Origin of the sequence: Pseudomonas sp. M20 (assembly GCF_045037865.1) — a bacterium.
GTDB lineage: Bacteria > Pseudomonadota > Gammaproteobacteria > Pseudomonadales > Pseudomonadaceae > Aquipseudomonas.
The window spans coordinates 4,529,422-4,554,238 of record NZ_CP173611.1 but is presented as its reverse complement, the minus strand read 5'-3'; the positions used below and the strand labels follow the sequence as shown (position 1 = coordinate 4,554,238).

Annotated in this window: 25 protein-coding genes; 16 read left to right on the top strand and 9 right to left on the bottom strand. The window is 59.3% G+C overall.

Annotation, left to right across the window (positions count from 1 at the left end; translation table 11 throughout):
• Window positions 1–9 precede the first annotated feature (9 nt).
• Together ACI514_RS20320 and ACI514_RS20315 are read left to right on the top strand one after the other, a co-directional pair.
• Complete coding sequence (locus ACI514_RS20320) at window positions 10–1,104, top strand: amino acid ABC transporter permease (protein ID WP_095112603.1); 1,095 nt, start codon at window positions 10–12, stop codon at window positions 1,102–1,104.
• A 13-nt stretch (window positions 1,105–1,117) separates the two neighbouring features.
• On the top strand, window positions 1,118–1,882 hold the full coding sequence (locus ACI514_RS20315; RefSeq protein WP_038357653.1) for an amino acid ABC transporter ATP-binding protein: 765 nt from the start codon (window positions 1,118–1,120) through the stop codon (window positions 1,880–1,882).
• A 53-nt stretch (window positions 1,883–1,935) separates the two neighbouring features.
• On the opposite strand, the gene ACI514_RS20310 is transcribed toward ACI514_RS20315, so the two are convergent.
• Window positions 1,936–2,421 (bottom strand): type II TA system antitoxin MqsA family protein, encoded by a 486-nt coding sequence (locus ACI514_RS20310; protein WP_160056034.1) that lies wholly within the window; start codon window positions 2,419–2,421, stop codon window positions 1,936–1,938.
• Window positions 2,418–2,729 carry a type II toxin-antitoxin system MqsR family toxin gene (locus ACI514_RS20305; protein WP_160056036.1) on the bottom strand — a complete coding sequence of 104 codons (312 nt, stop codon included), beginning with the start codon at window positions 2,727–2,729 and terminating at the stop codon, window positions 2,418–2,420. Before ACI514_RS20305 ends, ACI514_RS20310 begins: the two co-directional genes overlap by 4 nt.
• Before the next feature lie 166 nt (window positions 2,730–2,895).
• Between ACI514_RS20305 and ACI514_RS20300 the strand changes: the two genes are divergently transcribed.
• The 5 genes from ACI514_RS20300 to ACI514_RS20280 all read left to right on the top strand — a co-directional run bounded on the left by ACI514_RS20300 (window position 2,896) and on the right by ACI514_RS20280 (window position 6,891).
• Window positions 2,896–3,555, top strand: a complete 660-nt coding sequence (locus ACI514_RS20300) for a FadR/GntR family transcriptional regulator (protein ID WP_160056038.1) — start codon at window positions 2,896–2,898, stop codon at window positions 3,553–3,555.
• Window positions 3,545–4,849 (top strand): CynX/NimT family MFS transporter, encoded by a 1,305-nt coding sequence (locus ACI514_RS20295; RefSeq protein ID WP_160056040.1) that lies wholly within the window; start codon window positions 3,545–3,547, stop codon window positions 4,847–4,849. Before ACI514_RS20300 ends, ACI514_RS20295 begins: the two co-directional genes overlap by 11 nt.
• 209 nt (window positions 4,850–5,058) lie before the next feature.
• Entirely contained in the window at window positions 5,059–5,529 is a 471-nt protein-coding gene (locus ACI514_RS20290; RefSeq protein WP_007909058.1) for a nuclear transport factor 2 family protein, read from the top strand.
• Window positions 5,530–5,568: 39 nt separating this feature from the next.
• Window positions 5,569–5,871 (top strand): GIY-YIG nuclease family protein, encoded by a 303-nt coding sequence (locus ACI514_RS20285; RefSeq protein ID WP_008083651.1) that lies wholly within the window; start codon window positions 5,569–5,571, stop codon window positions 5,869–5,871.
• Between the two features lie 84 nt (window positions 5,872–5,955).
• The gene (locus ACI514_RS20280; RefSeq protein WP_160056042.1) at window positions 5,956–6,891 is read left to right on the top strand and encodes a glutathione S-transferase family protein; all 936 of its coding nucleotides are present in this window, start codon (window positions 5,956–5,958) and stop codon (window positions 6,889–6,891) included.
• Between the two features lie 83 nt (window positions 6,892–6,974).
• On the opposite strand, the gene ACI514_RS20275 is transcribed toward ACI514_RS20280, so the two are convergent.
• A complete protein-coding gene (locus ACI514_RS20275) occupies window positions 6,975–7,325 on the bottom strand; it encodes a glutaredoxin family protein (RefSeq protein WP_034154584.1) in 351 nt (116 codons plus the stop codon).
• Window positions 7,325–8,329 carry a nucleoid-associated protein YejK gene (gene yejK, locus ACI514_RS20270; protein WP_007909053.1) on the bottom strand — a complete coding sequence of 335 codons (1,005 nt, stop codon included), beginning with the start codon at window positions 8,327–8,329 and terminating at the stop codon, window positions 7,325–7,327. Before yejK ends, ACI514_RS20275 begins: the two co-directional genes overlap by 1 nt.
• A gap of 395 nt (window positions 8,330–8,724) precedes the next feature.
• On the opposite strand from yejK, the gene ACI514_RS20265 reads away from it, so the two are divergent.
• A complete protein-coding gene (locus ACI514_RS20265; RefSeq protein WP_003221909.1) occupies window positions 8,725–9,006 on the top strand; it encodes an HU family DNA-binding protein in 282 nt (93 codons plus the stop codon).
• A 191-nt stretch (window positions 9,007–9,197) separates the two neighbouring features.
• Here the strand turns inward: ACI514_RS20265 and rlmF are convergent, their stop codons facing one another.
• The 5 genes from rlmF to ACI514_RS20240 form a co-directional block, all read right to left on the bottom strand.
• Entirely contained in the window at window positions 9,198–10,217 is a 1,020-nt protein-coding gene (gene rlmF, locus ACI514_RS20260) for a 23S rRNA (adenine(1618)-N(6))-methyltransferase RlmF (protein WP_160056044.1), read from the bottom strand.
• 232 nt (window positions 10,218–10,449) lie between these two features.
• Complete coding sequence (locus ACI514_RS20255; protein ID WP_160056055.1) at window positions 10,450–13,296, bottom strand: valine--tRNA ligase; 2,847 nt, start codon at window positions 13,294–13,296, stop codon at window positions 10,450–10,452.
• A 128-nt stretch (window positions 13,297–13,424) separates the two neighbouring features.
• Window positions 13,425–13,832, bottom strand: a complete 408-nt coding sequence (locus ACI514_RS20250) for a DNA polymerase III subunit chi (protein ID WP_160056057.1) — start codon at window positions 13,830–13,832, stop codon at window positions 13,425–13,427.
• Window positions 13,833–13,840: 8 nt separating this feature from the next.
• Window positions 13,841–14,269, bottom strand: coding sequence for a DNA polymerase III subunit chi (locus ACI514_RS20245; RefSeq protein WP_160056059.1), 429 nt, complete (start codon window positions 14,267–14,269; stop codon window positions 13,841–13,843).
• Between the two features lie 57 nt (window positions 14,270–14,326).
• Complete coding sequence (locus tag ACI514_RS20240; protein ID WP_160056061.1) at window positions 14,327–15,817, bottom strand: leucyl aminopeptidase; 1,491 nt, start codon at window positions 15,815–15,817, stop codon at window positions 14,327–14,329.
• 576 nt (window positions 15,818–16,393) lie between these two features.
• On the opposite strand from ACI514_RS20240, the gene lptF reads away from it, so the two are divergent.
• The 8 genes from lptF to pdxJ all read left to right on the top strand — a co-directional run bounded on the left by lptF (window position 16,394) and on the right by pdxJ (window position 24,801).
• Complete coding sequence (gene lptF, locus ACI514_RS20235) at window positions 16,394–17,515, top strand: LPS export ABC transporter permease LptF (protein ID WP_160056063.1); 1,122 nt, start codon at window positions 16,394–16,396, stop codon at window positions 17,513–17,515.
• Complete coding sequence (gene lptG, locus ACI514_RS20230) at window positions 17,508–18,569, top strand: LPS export ABC transporter permease LptG (RefSeq protein WP_160056065.1); 1,062 nt, start codon at window positions 17,508–17,510, stop codon at window positions 18,567–18,569. The genes lptF and lptG overlap by 8 nt, the downstream gene beginning before the upstream one ends.
• 172 nt (window positions 18,570–18,741) lie before the next feature.
• The gene (gene lepA, locus ACI514_RS20225) at window positions 18,742–20,541 is read left to right on the top strand and encodes a translation elongation factor 4 (RefSeq protein WP_016986097.1); all 1,800 of its coding nucleotides are present in this window, start codon (window positions 18,742–18,744) and stop codon (window positions 20,539–20,541) included.
• Window positions 20,542–20,546: 5 nt separating this feature from the next.
• Window positions 20,547–21,401, top strand: coding sequence for a signal peptidase I (gene lepB / locus ACI514_RS20220; RefSeq protein ID WP_405122264.1), 855 nt, complete (start codon window positions 20,547–20,549; stop codon window positions 21,399–21,401).
• Between the two features lie 169 nt (window positions 21,402–21,570).
• A complete protein-coding gene (rnc, locus tag ACI514_RS20215) occupies window positions 21,571–22,260 on the top strand; it encodes a ribonuclease III (protein WP_016986099.1) in 690 nt (229 codons plus the stop codon).
• Window positions 22,253–23,155: a GTPase Era gene (era, locus tag ACI514_RS20210; RefSeq protein ID WP_016771562.1), complete on the top strand. Its 903-nt coding sequence runs from the start codon at window positions 22,253–22,255 to the stop codon at window positions 23,153–23,155. The genes rnc and era overlap by 8 nt, the downstream gene beginning before the upstream one ends.
• A gap of 165 nt (window positions 23,156–23,320) precedes the next feature.
• Window positions 23,321–24,010, top strand: a complete 690-nt coding sequence (gene recO / locus ACI514_RS20205) for a DNA repair protein RecO (protein WP_134174770.1) — start codon at window positions 23,321–23,323, stop codon at window positions 24,008–24,010.
• 47 nt (window positions 24,011–24,057) lie between these two features.
• Window positions 24,058–24,801, top strand: a complete 744-nt coding sequence (pdxJ, locus tag ACI514_RS20200) for a pyridoxine 5'-phosphate synthase (RefSeq protein ID WP_160056067.1) — start codon at window positions 24,058–24,060, stop codon at window positions 24,799–24,801.
• Window positions 24,802–24,817: the final 16 nt, after the last annotated feature.

Sequence of the window (24,817 nt, the reverse complement as noted above, 5' to 3'; positions counted from 1 at the left end):
GAAAAGCGCATGAGTACTCATACTTTCAAACCTGACATGCCCCCACCGAACAGCAGCATCGGCGTGGTGGCGTGGATGCGCGCGAACATGTTCTCCAGCTGGCTCAACACCCTGCTGACGCTGTTTGCGTTCTACCTGATCTACCTCGTGGTGCCGCCGATCCTCAGCTGGGCGATTGTCGATGCCAACTGGGTCGGCACCACCCGCGCCGACTGCACCAAGGAAGGCGCCTGCTGGGTGTTCATTCAGCAGCGTTTCGGCCAGTTCATGTACGGCTACTACCCGACGGAACTGCGCTGGCGTGTCGACCTGACCGTGTGGCTGGCGGTGATCGGTGCAGCGCCATTGTTCATCTCGCGTGTGCCGCGTAAAGCGATCTACGGGCTGAGCTTCCTGGTGCTTTACCCGATCATTGCTTTCACCCTGTTGCACGGCGGTTTCGGCCTGACCAACGTGGCGACCAGCCAGTGGGGCGGCCTGATGCTGACTCTGGTGATCGCCACAGTCGGTATTGCCGGTGCGTTGCCGCTGGGGATTGTGCTGGCGCTGGGTCGACGTTCGAACATGCCGGCGATTCGTGTGGTCTGCGTGACCTTTATCGAATTCTGGCGCGGCGTGCCGTTGATCACGGTGCTGTTCATGTCTTCGGTGATGCTGCCGCTGTTCCTGCCGGAAGGCATGAACTTCGACAAACTGCTGCGGGCACTGATCGGCGTGATCCTGTTCCAGTCGGCCTATGTCGCCGAAGTGGTGCGCGGTGGTCTGCAAGCGATCCCCAAAGGTCAGTACGAAGCAGCTGCAGCGATGGGCCTCGGTTACTGGCGCTCGATGGGCCTGGTGATCCTGCCGCAAGCCCTGAAGCTGGTCATTCCCGGCATCGTCAACACCTTCATTGCGCTGTTCAAGGACACCAGCCTTGTGATCATCATCGGCCTGTTTGACCTGCTCAACAGCGTCAAGCAAGCCGCTGCCGATCCGAAATGGCTGGGCATGGCCACCGAAGGCTACGTGTTCGCCGCCCTGGTGTTCTGGATTTTCTGTTTTGGTATGTCGCGCTATTCCATGCATCTGGAACGCAAGCTCGACACTGGCCACAAGCGTTAGGAGTTCTCTGTAAATGAGCGAAGCAATCAAAAAGCCTGCAGGTCCTGAAGGCATTATTCAGATGCAGGGCGTCAACAAGTGGTACGGCCAGTTCCACGTGCTGAAAGACATCAACCTCAACGTCAAACAGGGCGAGCGTATCGTCCTGTGCGGCCCGTCGGGTTCCGGTAAATCGACGACGATTCGTTGCCTCAATCGTCTGGAAGAACATCAGCAGGGCCGCATCGTCGTTGATGGCGTGGAACTGACCAACGACCTCAAGCAGATCGAAGCGATCCGCCGTGAAGTCGGCATGGTGTTCCAGCACTTCAACCTGTTCCCGCACCTGACCATTTTGCAGAACTGCACCCTGGCACCAATGTGGGTACGCAAGATGCCCAAGCGCAAGGCCGAGGAAATCGCCATGCATTATCTGGAACGCGTACGCATTCCGGAGCAGGCGCACAAATTCCCGGGACAACTGTCCGGTGGTCAGCAGCAGCGTGTGGCGATTGCTCGCGCCCTGTGCATGAAACCGAAAATCATGCTGTTCGACGAACCGACTTCAGCGCTCGATCCGGAGATGGTGAAGGAAGTACTCGACACCATGATCGGTCTGGCTGAAGACGGCATGACCATGCTTTGCGTGACCCACGAAATGGGCTTTGCCCGTACCGTGGCCAATCGCGTGATCTTCATGGACAAGGGTGAGATCGTTGAGCAGGCGGCGCCGAATGACTTCTTCGATAATCCGCAGAACGAGCGGACAAAGTTGTTCTTGAGTCAGATTTTGCATTGATGGTTTGTGTGTGAATCAAACCCGGCCTTGTGCCGGGTTTGATTTTTTGTGGGTCAGGAGGCGGTGAGAGGTTCTTGTTCTTTGTGCTCAGTGAACTTGAAAGCGCCTCTTAAATCAGCCCCTTCGGCCAAGACTCTCGCGTCGGCAAGCAAGTGTGGATAGCGATCCAGCAGACGCATGAGCAGCATCAATGCTTTCGGCGGAAGTATCTCGCCGCGTTCGTATCGTGAAAATGCGTTGTGCCCGCCCCCTGAAAGCAATTGCACCGTTTCCTTTTGCGTCAGGTGCAGTTTGCGACGGATCTTTTTCATTTCGTCACCGACCATTTTTCTACAGGCGATAACGAGTTCATCGCATGCGTCGGAATACCGCTGCCCGCACTCATCGTCCAATTCGACCTCACCGCACTTCTGGCACTCCCAGCCCGACAAATCGTCGATCCGACGCTCCATTCCCTTGGCGCTCAGGGTTTCGCCTCGACCCTTGAAATGCACCATGCCTTCCGGAGCGCCGCAACTGACACACTGCTGCGTATTCATGAATGGTTCTCCTTGAAAGAGATCACGGGTGGGCGCCTGTCGTAGTGATATGACACCTTGATGTAAATCTCCAAACCATGTGATTGGATGTGATAGACGTCTTGCCACATACGGTGATCGTCAAAAGTCGTCATCGATTTGTACAACATGCTGCGCTGCAGTTTGAGAACGATTTCTTGCATCTCTTCGAGAGTGAGTTTGAGTGCAGTGCCGGTTTTTCTTGCCGTGTGCGCGAAAGCCCTCCAGCCAAGTCGCCTGACATCCGCCTTGATCACCGCCAAGTCGTAATGGGGTGTGTTCTTTTCCATAAGAAACCAAAACCCTGTCCCTGAAATTACCCTTAAAGGGTAATTTTGACTAATCGAAAATACCGCTTCATGTGTCTCCGATTGACCCTAGGTAGTTGCCGTCCTACACGGGTCTGACTAACATGTCAGAAAATTCATCCTATGATTGGATGAAAGGGCGAATCCTATGTCAGACATTTCTCCACTCATTAAGCGATCTTTGGTCGATCAGGCCTTGGATCAACTTCGTCAGCGCATCAACAGCGGCGCCTGGCAGGTCGGCGAGCGTTTGCCGACCGAACCCGAGCTGTGCGCCGAACTGGGCATCAGCCGCAATACCGTGCGCGAGGCCATGCGCGTGCTGGCGTTTTCCGGGCTGATCGAGATTCGTCAGGGCGACGGCAGTTACCTGCGCGCAGTGATCGATCCGATGGATACCCTGAAAGCGCTGTCGCAATGCTCGCTGGAACAGGCGCGGGAAACCCGCCACATCCTCGAAGTCGAGGCCATCGGCCTTGCGGCGTTACGTCGTACCGACGAAGACCTCGTCGCATTGCGCGAAGCTCTTGGCACCAGCGGCAGCCACTACCACGGCGATCTCGACACCTACATCGCCTGCGATCTGGTGTTCCACCGCCGTCTGGTCGACGCCGCGCACAACCCGACCCTCAGCGAGTTGTATCGCTATTTCTCCAGCATCGTCGGCGCGCAATTGCGCCAGACCCTGAACATCGTCCCGCGCCGTCAGGAAGTGTTCGACCTGCACATCGAGTTGCTTGATGCGGTCGAGCAACGCGACCCGGAACGGGCCAAAGCCTTGTCGAGGCAGTTGATCAATGAACCTTGAAACCGAGAAAACCATGTCCCGCAGTGAGATATCCACAACCCCGAAACGTACGGCAGAACTTGAAGAGCTGCTGATCGACGCCGAGGCTGACGACGAGCAGGTGCAACAAAGCCATCCGCTGGTGAAGCGCCCGTGGCTGTTGTTGCTGGGGCTGATTCTGGTGGCGCTGAATTTGCGTCCAGCGCTATCGAGCATGGCGCCGCTGCTCAGCGACGTGTCGAAAAGTCTCGGTTTATCGGCGGCTCAGGCCGGTTTGCTGACCACGTTGCCGGTGTTGTGCCTCGGTTTGTTTGCGCCGCTGGCACCGATTCTGGCGCGGCGTTTTGGCGCTGAACGGGTGGTGCTGGGGATTCTGCTGGCGCTCGCCGGCGGGATTATTCTGCGCAGCAACTTCGGTGAAATCGGCCTGTTCGCCGGCAGCGTATTGGGCGGTGCGAGCATCGGCATCATCGGCGTGCTGCTGCCGGGGATCGTCAAGCGCGACTTCGCCAAACACGCCGGCACCATGACCGGCGTCTACACCATGGCGCTGTGTCTGGGCGCAGCGATGGCGGCCGGTTCCAGCGTGCCGTTGAGTGAACACTTCGGTCACAGCTGGGCGATGGGCCTGGGCTTCTGGGTGATTCCGGCGTTGGTTGCAGCGGTGTTCTGGCTGCCGCAAGTCGGGCAGAAACATGGCGCGCACAACGTCGCCTATCGCGTGCGCGGCCTGCTGCGTGATCCGCTGGCCTGGCAGGTGACCTTGTACATGGGCCTGCAATCGTCGCTGGCCTACATCGTCTTCGGCTGGTTGCCGTCGATCCTGATTGGTCGCGGCCTGACGCCAACTCAGGCCGGTCTGGTGTTGTCCGGTTCGGTGATCATTCAACTTGCCAGCTCGTTGGCCGCGCCTTGGCTGGCGACCCGTGGCAAGGATCAGCGTCTGGCAATTGTCGTGGTCATGGCGCTGACCCTTGGCGGTCTGTTCGGCTGCCTGTACGCGCCGATCGAAGGCCTGTGGGGCTGGGCGATTTTGCTGGGTCTGGGGCAGGGCGGTACGTTCAGTCTGGCGTTGACGTTGATTGTGCTGCGCTCGCGCGATTCCCATGTCGCGGCGAACCTGTCGAGCATGTCCCAGGGTTTCGGTTACACGCTGGCGTCGATGGGGCCGTTCGCAGTCGGCGTGGTGCATGACTGGACCGGCGGCTGGAATGCCGTGGGCTGGATCTTCGGGATTATTGGCACAGGTGCGATCATTGCTGGCCTCGGTGCCGGGCGCGCGCTGTACGTGCAAGTGCAAAGCGAGAAGATCTGAATGCACTGATTTTAAATGCGGGAGCGAGCCTGCTCGCGAAGGCGATTTTACATTCAATATCTGTGTCGACTGACACGCCGCTTTCGCGAGCAGGCTCGCTCCCACATGGGTTTTGCGTGCTGCAGGTATTCGGTGTGCGAATGCCGATAGTGTTTCTGCGCATTGCAGATTATCGTGCTGGCAATCTGTACCTATCTTGGAGATTGCCCATGAGCGAAGCCCACGCCGCGTTGATCACCCGCTTCTACCAGGCCTTCCAGCGCCTGGACGCCGAAGCCATGGCCGCCTGCTACACCGATGACGTAGTGTTCAGCGACCCGGCCTTCGGCGAACTGCGCGGGCGCGATGCCGGCGACATGTGGCGCATGCTCACCACCCGCGCCAAGGATTTCTCGCTGACCTTCGACAATGTCCGCGCCGATGAGCGCAGCGGCGGCGCGCATTGGGTCGCGACCTACCTGTTCAGCCAGACCGGCAACGTCGTGGTCAACGATATCCAGGCCCGCTTCGTGTTCCGTGACGGCAAGATCTGCGAGCACCACGATCACTTCGACCTGTGGCGCTGGTCGCGTCAGGCGCTGGGTTTCAAGGGCCTGCTGCTGGGCTGGACGCCGTTGGTGCGCAACGCCGTGCGTGCACAGGCATTGAAGGGACTGAAGGCATTTCAGGCCGGTCGCTGATAAGATCGCCGCCTGTTTCCTACACGTCTTGATCCCGAAGTGACCAGTCTTAGCGAAAAATCTGTCGATGTCGCCGAACCGGTGAGCAAGTCCTGGTTCGTCTACCTCGTTCGCGCCGCCAATGGTTCGTTGTACTGCGGGATCAGCGATGATCCGGTGCGCCGTTTCGCCAAGCATCAAAGCGGCAAAGGCGCGCGGTTCTTCCTCTCCAGCCCTGCGATGGCGCTGGTCTACACCGAGCTGTGCCGCGACAAAAGCGATGCGCTGCGTCAGGAACGCTTGATCAAAAAACTCAGGAAGAGCGCCAAGGAATGTCTGGTTGCGTCTTATCAATCTGACTGATTGGTTCCCATCAGGCAGATCTGTAGGCTGCTAAGCAAATGCACGCTAAGCTGCCAGCTCACTATCTGAGCGGCGGAGCCGAGCATGTCCGAGTTGATTCTGCATCATTACCCGACCTCCCCATTTGCCGAGAAGGCCCGCCTGCTGCTGGGCTTCAAAGGCTTGTCGTGGCGCTCGGTGCACATCTCGCCGGTGATGCCGAAACCGGATCTCACCGCGCTGACGGGTGGCTACCGCAAGACACCTGTATTGCAGATCGGTGCTGACATCTATTGCGACACATCGTTAATCGCGCGGCGCCTGGAGCAGGAAAAGGCGTTGCCGGCGTTCTTTCCCGAGGGCCAGGAATTCACCGCCGCCAGTTTTGCCACGTGGGCTGACTCGGTGGTGTTTCAACATGCGGTGAGCCTGGTGTTTCAGCCGGAATCGGTGGCGGTGCGTTTCGCCAAGCTGCCGCCGGAAGCGATCAAGGCTTTTATTGCCGACCGTGCCGGTCTGTTCAGTGGTGGCAGCGCCACGCGTTTGTCTGCCGAACAGGCCAAGCATCAATGGCCGACGATCATGGCGCGTCTGGAGCAGCAGTTGCAGCGCGAGCAGGGCGACTTCCTGTTCGGCGAACCGTCGATTGCCGACTTCGCGCTGGCGCATCCGCTGTGGTTCCTCAAGGCTACGCATGTCACGGCTCCACTGGTGGATGAGTATCCGGCAGTTTCGGCCTGGTTGGGACGAGTGCTGGGCTTTGGCCATGGCGCAGCCAGTGCGATGACGTCGGAAGAGGCGCTTGAGATTGCACGCAACGCGACACCGGCGGCATTGCCGGATGAGCAGTTCGTGGATCCGAATGGGTTCAAGGCCGGGCAGCAGGTGGCGATCGCCGCGACGGATTACGGGGTTGATCCGGTGGTGGGTGAGTTGCTGTTTGCCGGTCGCGAAGAGTTGATCATTCGTCGCGAAGACGAGCGTGGCGGCGTGGTGCATGTGCACTTCCCGCGTTTCGGTTTCCGCATCGAGGCCAGGTAAAAGCAAAAGATCGCAGCCTGCGGCAGCTCCTACACAAATCTTATGTAGGAGCTGCCGCAGGCTGCGATCTTTTGATCTTGCTGTTATTTCAGAGCGGCGAGAATCTCGTCCGGGTCAAACCCGCGAATCAACGTGCCGTTAACGTCGATCAGCGGAATCCCGCGCCCCCCCAATGCCTCATACGCCTTGCGTGCCTCGGCATCCTTCTCGATATCGAATTCCTTGAAGGGAATCCCCTTGCTGTCGAGAAAGCGTTTGGTCTGCTTGCAGTAGCCGCACCAGTCGGTGGCGTAGAGCACGACGTTAGCCTGCGCGCGCGTCTGCTCTGCAACCATCTGTGAGGGGTTGAACACCCGCTCGATCTTGCCCCAGTTCTGATAAACCACGACCACCAGCAAAACCAGCGCGACCTTCTTCAGCACGTTGCCGAGCATCAGTTACGCCGCTTCAGCTGATCGGTGAGCGACGTTGGCAGGCCTTTGATCACCAGGGTGCCAGCCTCTTCGTCGTATTCGATCTTCGAGCCCAGCAGGTGCGCTTCAAAGCTGATCGACAGGCCTTCGGCGCGGCCGGTGAAGCGGCGGAATTGATTCAGGGTGCGTTTGTCCGCCGGAATCTCTGGCGACAGGCCGTAGTCCTTGTTGCGAATGTGATCGTAAAAGGCTTTCGGGCGTTCTTCGTCGATCAGCTCCGACAACTCTTCGAGGCCCATCGGTTCGCCGAGTTTGGCCTGGCTGCTGGCGTAATCGACCAGGGTTTTGGTCTTCTCGCGAGCGGACTCTTCGGGCAGGTCTTCGCTCTCGACGAAGTCACTGAACGCCTTGAGCAGCGTGCGCGTCTCGCCCGGGCCGTCGACGCCTTCCTGGCAGCCGATGAAGTCGCGGAAGTATTCCGAAACCTTCTTGCCGTTCTTGCCCTTGATGAACGAGATGTACTGCTTGGACTGCTTGTTGTTCTGCCACTCGGAGACGTTGATACGCGCCGCCAGGTGCAGTTGGCCGAGGTCGAGGTGGCGCGATGGGGTCACGTCCAGCTCATCGGTCACCGCCACGCCTTCGCTGTGGTGCAGCAGGGCGATGGCCAGGTAGTCGGTCATGCCTTGCTGATAGTGGGCGAACAGCACATGGCCGCCGACCGACAGGTTCGATTCTTCCATCAGCTTCTGCAGGTGCTCGACCGCGACCTTGCTGAACGCGGTGAAGTCCTTGCCGCCTTCCATGTATTCCTTCAGCCAGCCGCTGAACGGGAACGCACCGGATTCCGGATGAAACAGGCCCCAGGCTTTGCCCTGTTTGGCGTTATAGCTCTCGTTGAGGTCGGCGAGCATGTTTTCGATGGCTGCAGACTCGGCCAGTTCCGTGTCACGGGCGTGCAGAACTGCGGGCGTGCCGTCGGGTTTTTTGTCGATCAGGTGGACGATGCAATGACGGATCGGCATGGGCTTCTCGGCTGTTGGAAGGGAGGAGGGCAGGCTCCCCCGAAAAAGCGCCCAGTGTACCGCAACCACTGGTTTTGGCGCGGGTTGTAGGGCAAAACCGGGGCGCGCACTGGCGCTTATGCAGTTTTTTACCGATTTAGCGCAATAAAGCTGACCAAATGGGTAGCTAGAGGCGGATATTTCCCCGGCTCTGTGCTAGTTTTGCCCGGTCTTACGCGAAGTCACTGCGTTAAGCGTGCAATCAGCATTTGTCAGGTCGAACCAAACCCTGATTTCGGTATCTATAACCCGACTCGTCGTGGTTATCGCCGAGGGTGCCAGATCCAGAAGATCGGGCTCGATGGCTGACACTGCACTCTGCAATCCATATGAATTTGATAGGGAAGGAACACTACATGGCTCTTACTAAAGACCAACTGATCGCCGACATCGCTGAAGCTATCGACGCGCCGAAAACCACCGCGCGTAACGCTCTGGACCAACTGGGCCAAATCGTTGCCGATCAGCTGGAAAACGGCGGCGAAATCACCTTGCCAGGTATCGGCAAGCTGAAAGTGACCGAGCGTCCTGCCCGCACTGGCCGTAACCCTTCGACTGGCGCTGCCATCGAAATCCCTGCAAAGAAAGTGATCAAGCTGGTTGTGGCCAAAGGCCTGACCGACGCTGTGAACAAGTAAGACGCAGTAATAAAAAACCGTGCACCGGAGCGATCCGGGCACGGTTTTTTTGTGTCTGCGATTTGGCGCTGCACATTGAAACCAATGTGGGAGCGAACCTGCTCGCGAAGCGTTGGATCAGTCACCTTCAATACCGACTGACATACCGCTTTCGCGAGCAGGCTCGCTCCCACAGGTGAATCTGTGGTGCGTTAGCGTACCCAGCGCTCGCGGCGCCAGATCTGCTGCTCGGACTTGGTCTGGAAAGTCCAGGCCACAAAGCGGCTCTGCTTCTGGCCCTGAGACATCTCGACGACCTGGCTTTCCAGCACGCCGGCTTTTTTCAGCGCGGTTTCGATGGCTGGCAGGTTCGAAGCTTTCGACACTAATGTGCTGAACCACAGCACTTTATGCTGGAAGTTCGCGCTCTCGGCGATCAGTTGCGTCACGAAACGTGCCTCGCCACCTTCACACCACAGCTCAGCCGACTGGCCACCGAAGTTCAGCACTGGCAGTTTGCGTTTCGGGTCGGCCTTGCCCAGTGCGCGCCATTTGCGCTCGCTGCCCTTGGTCGCTTCATCCATCGAAGCGTGGAACGGGGGGTTGCACATGGTCAGGTCAAAGCGCTCACCCGGTTCCAGCAGACCGATCAGGATGTGCTTGCGGTTTTCCTGCTGGCGCAGCTGGATCACCTTGTTCAGGTCGTTTGACTGAACGATGGCTTTGGCGGCAGCTACGGCCGTCGGGTCGATCTCCGAACCGAGGAAGTGCCAGCGGTATTCGCTGTTACCGATCAGCGGATACACGCAGTTGGCGCCCATGCCGATATCCAATACGTTGACGATCGCGCCGCGCGGGACCTTGCCGTCGTTCATGCTCGCCAGCAAATCCGCGAGGAAGTGCACGTAATCGGCACGGCCCGGCACCGGTGGACAGAGGTAATCCGCCGGGATGTCCCAATGCTGGATGCCATAAAACGACTTGAGCAGCGCCCGGTTGAACACGCGCACCGCATCGGGGCTGGCGAAGTCGATGCTTTCCTTGCCGTACGGGTTGGTGATCACGAACTTCGCCAGTTCCGGCGTGGTCTTGATCAGCGCCGGGAAGTCGTAACGACCCTGATGGCGATTGCGCGGGTGCAGGCTGGCCTTTTCACGCGGCTCAACGGCTTTGGCCGGGGTCGCGGAGTCAGGCTTTTTGCGCGCAGGTTTGGGTGTGCGGGGGGCGTTCATGGGCGTGGTCGATTCGGGTATGGCTGAAAGTGGCGGGTATTGTCCCACATCTCAAGGCAACACCGTTCAAACTGTGGGAGCGAGCCTGCTCGCGAAGGCGGTTTCACATCCGGCAGATTTGTCGACTGACCCACCGCTTTCGCGAGCAGGCTCGCTCCCACAGGGGATTCGTGGTGATCAGGAATAAAAAAGGGAGACCACCTGGGCCTCCCTTTTTCATTGCGTTTTGCCGTTACAGGCTGGCAATCCGCGCGTGCTGCTCGGCCAGTTTGCCCAAGGCTTGTTCAGCCTCGGCCAGTTTGGCGCGTTCCTTTTCGATGACTTCAGCCGGGGCCTTGTCAACGAAACCGGCGTTGGACAGTTTGCCACCAACGCGCTGGACTTCACCCTGCAGACGCAGGATTTCCTTGTCCAGACGCGCGAGCTCAGCGCCCTTGTCGATCAGGCCGGCCATCGGCACCAGCACTTCCATCTCGCCAACCAGCGCGGTAGCGGACAACGGTGCTTCTTCGCCAGCCGCCAGAACGGTGATCGATTCCAGACGCGCCAGCTTCTTCAGCAGCGCTTCGTTTTCGGTCAGACGGCGCTGGTCTTCAGCGCTGACGTTCTTCAGGTAGATCGGCAGTGGCTTGCCCGGGCCGATGTTCATTTCGCCACGGATGTTACGCGTGCCGAGCATCAGTTCCTTGAGCCATTCGATATCGTCTTCGGCGGCCGGATCAATGCGCTCTTCGTTGGCCACTGGCCACGCTTGCAGCATGATCGTCTTGCCCTGAATGCCGGCCAGCGGCGCAATGCGCTGCCAGATTTCTTCAGTGATGAACGGCATGAACGGATGCGCCAGACGCAACGCCACTTCCAGTACGCGAACCAGCGTACGGCGAGTACCGCGCTGACGTTCAACCGGCGCGTTCTCGTCCCACAGCACAGGCTTGGACAGTTCCAGATACCAGTCGCAGTATTGGTTCCAGATGAACTCGTACAGCGCTTGTGCAGCGAGGTCGAAACGGAATTGATCCAATTGACGGGTCACTTCGGCTTCGGTGCGTTGCAACTGCGAGATGATCCAGCGGTCCGCCAGCGACAGCTCGTAGGCTTCGCCGTTCTGGCCGCAGTCTTCGCCCTTGTCCAGAACGTAACGCGCGGCGTTCCAGATCTTGTTGCAGAAGTTTCGATAGCCTTCAACGCGGCCCATGTCGAACTTGATGTCGCGCCCGGTCGAAGCCAGCGAGCAGAAGGTGAAGCGCAGGGCGTCGGTGCCGTAGCTGGCGATGCCGTCGGCGAACTCGTCGCGGGTCTGCTTCTCGATCTTCTTCGCCAGTTTCGGCTGCATCAGACCCGAGGTGCGTTTCTGCACCAGTTCTTCCAGCTCGATACCGTCGATGATGTCCAGCGGGTCAAGGACGTTGCCCTTGGACTTGGACATCTTCTGGCCCTGGCCATCGCGCACCAGACCGTGCACATAAACGGTCTTGAACGGCACCTGCGGGGTGCCGTCCTCGTTCTTGATCAGGTGCATGGTCAGCATGATCATCCGGGCAACCCAGAAGAAAATGATGTCGAAGCCCGTCACCAGTACGTCGGTGGAGTGGAATTTCTTCAGGAACTCGGTCTGCTCAGGCCAGCCCAGGGTGGAGAACGTCCACAGGCCGGAACTGAACCAGGTGTCGAGTACGTCGTTGTCCTGTTGCAGCGCAACGTCGGGGCCGAGGTTGTGCTTGGCACGCACTTCGGCTTCGTCGCGACCGACGTAGACTTTGCCCGACTCGTCGTACCAGGCCGGAATCCGGTGACCCCACCACAGCTGACGGCTGATGCACCAGTCCTGGATGTCGCGCATCCACGAGAAGTACATGTTTTCGTACTGCTTCGGCACAAACTGAATGCGACCGTCTTCAACGGCAGCAATCGCCGGCTCGGCCAGCGGTTTGGTCGACACGTACCACTGGTCGGTCAGCCATGGCTCGATGATGGTGCCGGAGCGGTCGCCCTTCGGCACTTTCAGGCCGTGGTCGTTGACGCTGACCAACAGGCCGGCGGCATCGAATGCGGCAACGATCTGCTTGCGCGCTTCGAAACGCTCGAGGCCGGCGTATTCAGCCGGGATCTTGCCGTCGATGCTGTCGTTCAGCGTACCGTCGAGGTTGAACACCTGCGCTGCCGGCAGCACGTTGGCGTTCTTGTCGAAGATGTTCAGCAACGGCAGGTTGTGACGCTTGCCGACTTCGTAGTCGTTGAAATCGTGGGCCGGGGTGATTTTCACGCAGCCGGTGCCGAATTCAGGATCGCAGTAATCGTCGGCGATGATCGGGATGCGGCGGCCAACCAGTGGCAGCTCGACGAATTTGCCGATCAGGGCTTGGTAGCGCTCATCGTTCGGGTTCACCGCAACGGCGGAGTCGCCGAGCATGGTTTCCGGACGGGTGGTCGCGACGATCAGGAAGTCGTTGCCTTCAGCGGTTTTCGCGCCGTCGGCCAGCGGGTATTTCAGGTTCCACAGGAAACCCTTCTCGTCGTGGTTTTCCACTTCGAGGTCGGAAATCGCCGTGTGCAGTTTGGTATCCCAGTTGACCAGACGCTTGCCGCGATAGATCAGACCGTCTTCGTGCAGGCGCACGAAGGCTTCTTTAACCGCTTCCGAGAGGCCGTCGTCCATGGTGAAGCGTTCGCGGCTCCAGTCAACGGACGAGCCGAGGCGGCGGATCTGACGGCTGATGTTGCCGCCGGACTGATCCTTCCATTCCCAGACTTTCTCGAGGAATTTTTCGCGGCCCAGATCATGGCGATTCTGGCCTTGGGCCTCGAGTTGACGCTCCACCAGCATCTGCGTGGCGATACCGGCGTGGTCGGTACCCGGCTGCCACAGGGTGTTGCGACCCTGCATGCGGCGGAAACGGATCAGGGCGTCCATGATCGCGTTGTTGAAACCGTGACCCATGTGCAGGCTGCCGGTGACGTTCGGCGGCGGGATCATGATGGTGTAGGAGTCGCCCGCGCCTTGCGGGGCGAAGTAGTTCTCGGACTCCCAGGTGTTGTACCAGGAAGTTTCAATGGCGTGCGGCTGGTAGGTCTTATCCATGCGCGGCGGGACCCTATTGGCATTAATTCAGGAAAAGCCGACGAGTATAGCCGCGGGGACAGCTGCAAGCTACAAGCCACAAGCTGCAAGAAGAGAGTGGCAGGTTTGTTTTAGCTCTGGCTTGCAGCTTAAAGCTTGCCGCTCGTAGCTGCGGCGAGTAGGCGTTCCATGCGTGCATCGAGGCGGCGTTTGATTTCGGTTTCGATGTGCGGAGCGAAGTCGTCGATCACGTCTTGCATGATCAATTGCGCGGCGGCGCGCAGTTCGCTGTCGAGGTGGAGCAGAGCGTCCGGACCTTTATTCACAGGTGCCGCTGGTTGCGCGGCAGGTGTCGGGGCTGGCGCGGGGGGTGGTTCGACAGCGGCCGGCTCGTTGCCTACCGAATCAAACAACATCGGAATCTGTTCCTGCTCACCGTCGTCGACCGTATCGGTCAACAGTGGCGGTTGCAGGTTGTCATCGCCGAGCAGCTGGCGGATCGATTCGAGATCGTCCAGCAGGTGTGCGGACTTTTGCTGCGGTTTCGGAGTGTCCATTGGAATGCTCAGAGTCGCTGTAAACGGTGATCTTGCAGAGGATAGCCCTGTTCGCGGTAGAAACGGAAACTCTCCCGCGCGGCCGCCCGAATCGTCGGATCCTCCACCACCACTTCCGCCACCCGGGCGAATTTGCTGGCGAAGGCCGGGACTTTCAGGTCGAGATTGACCAGTAAATCCTGATGCTGACCGCAGTCGTCACCCAGGCCCAAAACGATCCAACCGTCCGGCTCACTGTCGGCAGGGCCATGCGGCACGAACGTTTCGCCCTTGAATGCCCACAGGCGCGCATCGAGATCGTCGCGCTGAGCTGCATCGCTGCAATGCAGGTAGATGCGGTGCCCCATGCGCCAGGCTTTCTCGGTGAGCTTGCAGGCAAAGTCCAGGCGAGCCGACGGATCGGCGCTGGGCAGGATATAGAAGTCGACTTTGGTCATTGCGGTTCCAGAGCAGCAGGCGGCGTCACCCGAAAGTGACGCCGCCCATCAGCGGGTTCAGGCTTTGGCACGATCCAGCAGGTACTGGGTCAGCAACGGTACTGGACGGCCAGTGGCGCCCTTGTCCTTGCCGCCGCTGGTCCATGCGGTGCCCGCGATGTCCAGGTGCGCCCAGTTGAGGTTCTTGGTGAAGCGCGACAGGAAGCATGCAGCCGTGATGGTGCCGGCTTTCGGCCCGCCAATGTTGGCGATGTCGGCGAACGGGCTGTCCAGTTGCTCCTGGTATTCGTCGAACAGCGGCAATTGCCAGGCACGGTCATCAGCGGCTTTACCGGCGCTGAGCAACTGGTCGATCAGTTCGTCGTTGTTACCCAGCAGGCCCGAGGTGTGAGCGCCCAAGGCAACGACGCAAGCGCCGGTCAGGGTGGCGATGTCGATCACTGCTTGTGGCTTGAAGCGCTCGGAGTAGGTCAGCGCATCGCACAGCACCAGACGGCCTTCGGCGTCAGTGTTGAGGATTTCCACGGTCTGGCCGCTCATGGTGGTGACGATATCGCCCGGACGGGTCGCGTTGCCGCTAGGCATGTTCTCGGCGCAGGCGAGGATGCACACCAGGTTGATCGGCAGTTTCAGTTCAAGCACGGCACGCAGGGTACCGAACACGGAGGCCGCGCCGCCCATGTCGTACTTCATTTCGTCCATGCCGGCGCCTGGTTTCAGGCTGATACCACCCGTGTCGAAGGTGATGCCTTTACCGACCAGTGCGTACGGCTTCTCGGATTTCTTGCCGCCGTTGTATTGCATGACGATCAGGCGCGGCGGTTGCTCGCTGCCCTGGCCGACGGCGTAGAACGAACCCATACCGAGGGATTTGATTTTCTTTTCGTCGAGGACTTCGACTTTCAGATCCTTGAACTCTTTGCCCAGATTCTTGGCTTGTTCGCCGAGGAAGGTCGGGTGGCAGATGTTCGGGGGCAGGTTGCCCAGATCGCGGGTGAAGGCCATGCCGTTGGCGATCGCAGTAGCGTGGTTCACGGCGCGCTGCACTTCAGCTTGGGCAGCCTTGATGGTCAGCAGGGTGATTTTTTTCAGGGCGCGCGGTTCGGCTTTCTGGCTCTTGAACTGGTCGAAGGTGTATTCGCCGTCCACCAGGGTTTCCGCCAGCAGGCGGGTTTTGCCGTAGCTATCGCGGTTTTTAACAATAACTTCATCCAGCGCCAGCACGGCGTCACTGCCGTTCAGGCTTTTCAGGGTATTGAGAATGCCGGCAACGATTTTGCGGAACGGACGGTCGCCCAGCTCTTCTTCCTTGCCCACGCCGACCAGCAGCACGCGCTCGGCTTTGAGGTTCGGCAGGCTGTGCAGCAGCAGGCTTTGACCGACTTTGCCGGACAGATCGCCACGCTTGAGGACGGCGCTGATTGCACCACCGCTCAGTTCGTCGACTTGTTTGGCGGCGACGCCGAGTTTGCGGCCTTCGCCGACAGCAACCACCAGGGTGGCGGTTTTCAACGTTTCTGGGCTAACGCTTTTTACAACCAGTTCCATGTCCGGATCCCTGAATGAATGGTCAACACGCAGGCGTTCGACGGTGTCCGCAGTCGCCTGCTTATAGATAGAAGAGGCGCAGGCCAAAGCCTGCGACAAGGGCCGCAGTTTGAACCTCGCTCCCCGCGCCTGACAACCCTAGGGGGCGTTCTCAATTAGTTTTCACACCGCGTTGTCGCCTTAAAGCCAGCCAGGCAAGGCGCAGGCCGCTGGGAATGGTTGTTCCCTTTCCAAGGCCTGCAACGCAGACTGGCCGGCTTTAAGGCACAACCCGAAGGGCCGGGCCTGCTGTTGTGCAGGGCTGCGTTGCTCGAAGCTTATTTGGAATGACCAAACCACGCTTCTCGCGCCTTGCCCTGCACAACAGCAGACCCGGCGCGGTGTGAAAACTAATTGAGAACGCCCCCTAGGTTGTACGATCTGCAAAGGATTACAGACATGGATGAGTGTGCGCAGTGACAGGCGCCCCCAATCACAGGATAATGCCGCATCTTTTTTCGACGGCTCTGCGTTGCGGGCCGGTCGATGTGTTTGCGTGTTTGGCCGCCTTAGCCTGACAACCCTGGAGTGTCTGGTTTGATCGTCTTCCGTTATCTGTCCCGCGAAGTCCTGTTGACCCTCAGCGCCGTGAGTGCCGTGCTGCTGGTCATCATCATGAGCGGTCGCTTCATCAAATATCTGGCGCAGGCCGCTGCCGGCCAGCTCGATCCGGGCTCTTTGTTCCTGATCATGGGCTTTCGTCTGCCGGGTTTCCTGCAACTGATTCTGCCGCTGGGCCTGTTCCTCGGCATCCTGCTGGCGTACGGTCGCCTGTACCTGGAAAGCGAGATGACCGTGCTCTCGGCCACCGGCATGAGCCAGCAGAAGCTGTTTCGCATGACCCTGTTCCCGGCAACCCTGGTTGCACTGGTCGTGGCATGGCTGAGCCTTGGCCTGGCCCCGCAAGGCGCCAACCAGTTCCAGTTGCTGCTGAACAAGCAGGACGCGCTGACCGAATTCGACACCCTCGAACCGGGACGTTTCCAGGCCCTGCGTGACGGTACGCGGGTGACCTACACCGAGACGTTGAGCGACGATCGCGTCAATCTGGGTAGCGTATTCATTTCGCAGAAAAACCTCGGAGCTGATCAAAAGGATCGCGGGATTTCCGTGCTGGTGGCCGAAGGCGGTCGTCAGGAAGTGCGCCCCGATGGCAATCGCTATCTGATCCTCGATAACGGCTATCGCTACGACGGCAGCCCGGGGCAGGCCGATTACCGCGCCATTCATTACGAAACCTACGGTGTGCTGTTGCCCAAGCCAGACGTCAGCGAAGAAGTCACCGACCGTGACGCCATGCCGACCTCGTCTCTGCTGGGCAGCGATGACATCCGCTCGAAAACCGAACTGCAATGGCGTTTGTCCCTGCCGCTGCTGGTATTTATCGTGACCCTGATGGCGGTGCCGCTGTCGCGAGTCAATCCGCGCCAAGGGCGTTTCCTCAAGCTGCTGCCGGCGATTCTTCTTTATATGGCTTACCTGACCATCCTTATTGCCGCCCGCGGCGCCCTCGAGAAGGGCAAGATCCCGCCGGCCCTCGGCCTGTGGTGGGTGCATGCGATCTTCCTGATCATCGGTCTCGGCCTGCTCTACTGGGAGCCGCTGCGCCTGAAGATGGCCAGCCGTCGCTCTGCAGCGCTGGAGGTGGCCCGTGGTTAAACTCGACCGCTACATCGGCAGCAGCGTGTTCATGGCGATTATCGCCGTGCTGGCCATCATTCTCGGTCTGGCGACCTTGTTTGCCTTTATCGATGAGATGGGCGACGTCAGCGATACCTACACGCTGGTCGATGTTCTGAGCTTTGTATTGCTGACCGCGCCGCGCCGTCTCTACGAAATGTTGCCAATGGCCGCATTGATCGGCTGCCTGATCGGTCTCGGCAGTCTGGCCAGCAGCAGTGAGCTGACGGTCATGCGCGCTGCAGGCGTGTCCATCGGCCGGATCGTCTGGGCCGTCATGAAGCCAATGCTGGTGCTGATGCTGGCCGGTGTGCTGATCGGCGAGTACGTCGCTCCGGCGACCGAAAGCATGGCCCAGGCCAATCGCTCGCTGGCGCAGGGCAGCGGCGACGCGCAAAGCGCCAAGCACGGTATGTGGCACCGCCAGGGTGAAGAGTTCATCCACATCAACGCCGTGCAACCGAACGGCTTGCTGTACGGGGTGACTCGTTATCACTTCGACAAGGAGCGCCATCTGCTCAGTTCGAGCTTCGCCAAAAAGGCTGAGTTCGATGGCAATCACTGGCAGCTCACGGATGTGGCGACCACCAAGTTTCATGAGCGCAGCACTGAAGTCGTGAATACGCCTACCGAGCGCTGGGACGTGTCCCTGAGCCCGCAATTGCTGAGCACCGTGGTCATGGCACCGGAATCGCTGTCGATCAGTGGTTTGTGGGGCTACATCCACTATCTGTCCGAACAGGGCCTGAGCAACGGCCGCTATTGGCTGGCATTTTGGGTCAAGGTGTTGCAGCCGCTGGTGACCGCAGCACTGGTGCTGATGGCGATCTCCTTCATTTTCGGTCCGCTGCGCTCGGTAACCCTCGGTCAGCGTGTGTTCACCGGCGTACTGGTGGGCTTCACCTTCCGTATCGTCCAGGATTTGCTCGGCCCGTCGAGCCTGGTGTTCGGTTTCTCGCCGCTGTTCGCGGTGCTGGTACCGGCCGGCGTCTGTGCGCTGGCGGGTGTCTGGTTGCTGCGACGAGCCGGTTGATGCGCGCACTTTGACCTGCGCTTTAAACTTGAAAACGCCTCGGTCGACAGATCGGGGCGTTTTTGCATGCAATCCGGGTGACAGGCGAACGTGACGCTTGCGCCGTGTATCAGGTACAATTCCCGGCTATTTTTCGGCGGGCTATGCCTGCAGCCTTTTTGAGTGTTGATCCGTGAGTGATTTGAGTCATATCCGCAATTTCTCCATCATCGCCCACATTGACCATGGCAAGTCGACGCTGGCCGATCGCTTCATCCAGATGTGCGGCGGCCTGGCCGAGCGTGAAATGGAAGCCCAGGTACTGGATTCCATGGATCTGGAGCGTGAACGCGGGATCACCATCAAGGCCCACAGCGTCACCCTTTATTACACCGCCAAAGACGGCATCAAGTACCAGCTGAACTTCATCGACACCCCGGGTCACGTCGACTTCACCTACGAAGTCAGCCGTTCCCTGGCAGCGTGTGAAGGTGCACTGTTGGTGGTCGATGCCGGTCAAGGCGTTGAAGCCCAGTCCGTGGCCAACTGCTACACCGCCATCGAGCAGGGCCTCGAGGTCATGCCGGTGCTGAACAAGATCGACCTGCCGCAGGCCGATCCTGACCGCGTCAAGGACGAGATCGAGAAGATCATCGGCATCGACGCCACCGACGCCGTCACCTGCAGCGCCAAGACCGGCCTGGGTGTCGACGAAGTGCTCGAACGTCTGGTGCACACCATCCCTGCGCCAACCGGCAACATCGAGGATCCGCTGCAAGCGTTGATCATCGATTCCTGGTTCGACAACTACCTGGGCGTTGTCTCCCTGGTGCGCGTGCGTCATGGCCGCGTGAAGAAGGGCGACAAGATCCTCGTCAAGTCCACCGGCAAGATCCATCTGGTCGACAGCGTGGGCGTGTTCAACCCGAAGCACACCGCTACCGCTGACCTGAAGGCTGGCGAAGTGGGCTTCATCATCGCCAGCATCAAGGACATTCACGGTGCGCCAGTCGGTGACACCCTGACCCTGAGCTCGACCCCGGACGTTGAAGTGCTGCCCGGCTTCAAACGCATCCAGCCACAGGTTTACGCCGGTCTGTTCCCGGTCAGTTCCGACGACTTCGAAGATTTCCGCGAAGCGCTGCAGAAGCTGACCCTCAACGACTCGTCGCTGCAGTACACCCCGGAAAGCTCCGACGCACTGGGCTTCGGCTTCCGTTGCGGCTTCCTCGGTATGCTGCACATGGAAATCATCCAGGAGCGCCTCGAGCGCGAGTACGACCTGGACCTGATCACCACCGCGCCAACGGTAATTTTCGAGCTGGTGCTGAAAACCGGTGAAACGATTTACGTCGACAACCCATCCAAGCTTCCGGATGTGTCGTCGATCGAAGACATGCGCGAGCCGATCGTGCGCGCCAATATCCTCGTGCCGCAAGAGCACTTGGGTAACGTCATCACCCTGTGCATCGAGAAGCGTGGCGTTCAAGTCGACATGCTGTTCCTCGGCAATCAGGTGCAAGTCACTTATGACCTGCCGATGAACGAAGTGGTGCTGGACTTCTTCGACCGCCTCAAATCCACCAGCCGTGGCTATGCTTCGCTGGATTACCATTTCGATCGCTACCAATCGGCTAATCTGGTGAAACTGGATGTGCTGATCAACGGCGACAAGGTCGATGCCCTCGCATTGATCGTGCACCGTGACAACTCGCACTACAAAGGTCGCCAGTTGACCGAGAAGATGAAAGAACTGATTCCTCGTCAGATGTTCGACGTAGCCATTCAGGCCGCCATCGGCGGTCAGATCGTTGCCCGGACAACCGTCAAGGCGCTCAGAAAGAACGTATTGGCCAAATGCTACGGTGGTGACGTCAGCCGTAAGAAGAAACTGCTCGAGAAGCAAAAGGCCGGTAAGAAACGCATGAAGCAGGTCGGCAACGTGGAAATTCCACAAGAAGCCTTCCTTGCCGTGCTCAGGTTGGATAGTTAGGTCCTATGTCGCTAAATTTCCCGCTGTTGCTGGTCATCGCCGTGTTTGTCTGCGGCCTGTTGGCGTTGCTTGATCTGTTGATCCTGGCGCCGCGTCGGCGTGCTGCCATTGCCTCTTATCAAGGCAGTGTCAGCCAGCCTGACGGGGTGGTCGTTGAAAAACTGAATAAAGAGCCGCTGCTGGTCGAATACGGCAAGTCGTTCTTTCCGGTGTTGTTCATCGTGCTGGTACTGCGCTCGTTCCTCGTGGAGCCGTTCCAGATCCCTTCGGGTTCGATGAAGCCAACCCTGGATGTCGGCGACTTCATTCTGGTGAACAAGTTTTCTTACGGGATCCGCCTGCCGGTGGTCGACAGGAAAATCATCGAAGTCGGTGATCCGCAGCGCGGCGATGTAATGGTGTTCCGCTACCCGAGCGATCCGAACGTCAACTACATCAAGCGCGTGGTCGGTCTGCCGGGTGACACGGTGCGTTACACCGCCGACAAGCGTCTGTTCGTGAATGGCGAGTCGATTGCCGAGCAGATGGTCGGCGCCGAACCGGGCACGCTGGGCAGCGCCGAACTGTATAAAGAGAAACTGGGCGCCGCCGAGCATCTGATCCGCAAGGAAATGAGTCGCTACCGCGCCACGCCGGATCGCTCGTGGACAGTGCCTGCCGGGCACTACTTCATGATGGGCGACAACCGCGACAACTCGAATGACAGTCGCTACTGGGATGATCCGAACATTCCCAAGGATCTGCTGGGCATGGTTCCCGACCAGAATATCGTCGGCAAGGCCTTCGCGGTCTGGATGAGCTGGCCAGAACCGAAACTCAGTCACCTGCCGAATTTCTCGCGGGTTGGCCTGATCAAGTAATCACACACGGCGCTGTTGACCACAGCGCCGAATGCATTTCTGGAGCCGGCACAATCGGCTTCGCAATCGCCAGGATTTAATTTTTGAACACAGCGTTAATTGTCCCAGGCCTGCGCCGTATCCCGGCGATGGCAGTGGAATCCAGCCACGAACTCAGCGTGGGTAAACCGTGAGCGTTTCTCTAAGCCGTCTCGAGCGTCAGCTCGGCTACACCTTCAAGGACCAGGAGCTGATGCTGCTGGCTCTGACGCACCGCAGTTTTGCCGGGCGCAACAACGAACGCCTGGAATTCCTCGGTGATGCCATCCTCAACTTCGTTGCCGGCGAGGCGCTGTTCGATCGCTTCCCGCTGGCCCGCGAAGGCCAGTTGTCGCGTTTGCGCGCACGTTTGGTAAAAGGTGAGACGCTGGCCGTACTGGCGCGCGGTTTTGACCTTGGCGATTACTTGCGGCTGGGTTCCGGCGAGTTGAAAAGCGGTGGTTTCCGTCGCGAATCGATTCTGGCCGATGCCCTCGAAGCCTTGATCGGTGCGATCTACCTCGACGCTGGCATGGACATGGCGCGTGAGCGCGTGCTGGCCTGGCTGGCTGGCGAGTTCGAAGGCCTGACGCTGGTCGACACCAACAAGGATCCGAAAACCCGCCTGCAGGAACATCTGCAATCGCGCGGTTGCGATCTGCCACGCTATGAAGTGGTGGACATCCAGGGCGAGCCGCACTGCCGAACCTTCTTCGTCGAGTGCGAAGTTGTCTTACTGAATGAAAAAAGCCGAGGTCAGGGTGTGAGCCGTCGTATTGCCGAACAGGTAGCGGCCGCTGCAGCACTGATTGCCCTGGGCGTGGAGAATGGCAATGACTGATACAAACGCAACTCGCTGTGGCTATGTTGCCATCGTCGGCCGTCCCAACGTCGGTAAGTCGACGCTGCTGAATCACATCCTCGGCCAGAAACTCGCGATCACCTCGCGCAAGCCGCAGACCACTCGCCACAATATGCTCGGGATCAAAACCGAAGGTGACGTGCAAGCGATCTACGTCGACACCCCCGGCATGCACAAGGGTGGCGAAAAGGCCCTGAACCGTTACATGAACAAAACTGCTTCGGCGGCGTTGAAAGACGTCGACGTGGTGATCTTCGTCGTCGATCGCACCAAGTGGACCGACGAAGACCAGATGGTTCTCGAGCGCGTTCAGTACGTGACTGGCCCGCTGATCGTCGCGCTGAACAAGACCGACCGCATCGAAGACAAAGCCGAGCTGATGCCGCACTTGAGCTGGTTGCAGGAACAACTGCCGAACGCGCAGATCATTCCGATTTCCGCGCAGCACGGGCATAACCTCGAAGCGCTGGAAAAGGTTATCGCTGATCATCTGCCGGAGAACGATCACTTCTTCCCGGAAGACCAGATCACCGACCGCAGCAGCCGTTTCCTCGCCGCTGAACTGGTGCGCGAGAAAATCATGCGCCAGATGGGCGCCGAGCTACCGTACCAGATCACCGTCGAAATCGAAGAGTTCAAGCAGCAGGGCAAGACCCTGCACATCCACGCTTTGATCCTCGTTGAACGTGACGGCCAGAAGAAGATCATCATTGGCGACAAGGGCGAGCGTATCAAGCGCATCGGCACCGAAGCGCGCAAGGACATGGAGCTGCTGTTCGACTCCAAGATCATGCTCAACCTGTGGGTCAAGGTGAAGGGCGGCTGGTCCGATGACGAGCGGGCGCTGCGTTCGCTGGGTTACGGCGACCTGTAATCACCGTTCCAGAGAACACCGATACCCACTGTGGGAGCGAGCCTGCTCGCGAAGGGATGTAACATTCAGCATTGATGTTGACTGTCACTCCGCTTTCGCGAGCAGGCTCGCTCCCACAGTGGTTTTGGGTCGTGTGTAAATCTGCGTTTCTTCATCGAGAACTCAATGTCGCAAAACCCGCCTCCCGCCCAACCCGCCTATGTCCTGCACAGTCGCGCCTACCGCGAAACCAGTGCGTTGGTGGATTTCCTCACGCCGCAAGGTCGGCTGCGGGCGGTGTTGCGCAGTGCGCGGGGCAAGGCCGGGACATTGGCGCGGCCGTTTGTGTCGCTGGAAGTCGAGTTCCGTGGCAAGGGTGAGTTGAAGAATGTCGGGCGCATGGAGAGTTCTGGCACTTCGGCGTGGCTCAACGGCGAGGCGCTGTTCAGCGGTCTCTATCTCAATGAATTGCTGATCCGCTTGCTGCCTGCCGAAGATCCGCATCCAGCGGTGTTCGATCACTACGCTGCAACCTTGCTGGCACTGGCCGAAGGTCGGCCACTGGAACCGTTGCTGCGTTCTTTCGAATGGCGTCTGCTGGACGACCTCGGTTACGGCTTTTCACTGAACACTGACGTTCACGGTGAGCCCGTCGCGCCGGATGGTCTCTATCGCCTGCAAGTGGATGCGGGGCTTGAGAGGGTTTTCCTGTTGCAACCGGGCCTGTTCAACGGCGTTGAACTACTGGCCATGGCTGAAGCCGACTGGACCGCCCCCGGCGCGCTGTCCGCTGCCAAGCGCCTGATGCGTCAGGCATTGGCCGTTCACCTGGGCGGTCGCCCCCTCGTCAGTCGCGAACTGTTTCGCAAGCCCTGATCACCCCGTATGCTGTGCGCCGAATCTCTCAATTCAGGAGCGCATCCGTGACCACCAGCAATCGCATTCTTCTTGGCGTGAACATCGACCACGTCGCCACCCTGCGTCAGGCCCGTGGCACGCGCTATCCGGATCCGGTCAAGGCGGCGCTGGACGCGGAAGAGGCGGGCGCCGATGGCATCACCGTGCATTTGCGTGAAGACCGCCGGCACATTCAGGAGCGCGATGTTCTGTTGCTCAAGGACGTGCTGCAAACCCGCATGAACTTCGAAATGGGCGTCACCGAAGAAATGATGGCGTTCGCCGAGCGTATTCGCCCGGCACACATCTGTCTGGTTCCGGAAACCCGTCAGGAGCTGACTACCGAAGGCGGCCTGGATGTCGCGGGGCAGGAAGAGCGGATCAAAGCAGCGGTCGAGCGTCTGTCGAAGATCGGCAGCGAAGTGTCGCTGTTCATCGATGCGGACGAGCGGCAGATTGCGGCGTCGAAGCGCGTCGGTGCGCCTGCCATCGAGTTGCACACCGGTCGTTATGCTGATGCTGAAACCCCGACTGAAGTCGCTGAAGAGCTTAAGCGTGTGGCGGACGGCGTGGCGTTTGGTCTGGCCCAAGGCCTGATCGTCAACGCAGGTCACGGCTTGCACTACCATAACGTTGAAGCCGTCGCGGCGATCAAGGGCATCAACGAGCTGAACATTGGCCATGCGCTGGTGGCGCATGCGTTGTTCGTTGGCTTCAAGTCTGCCGTATCGGAAATGAAAGCGCTGATCCTGGCGGCTGCCAAGTCCTGATCAACAACACAAACCC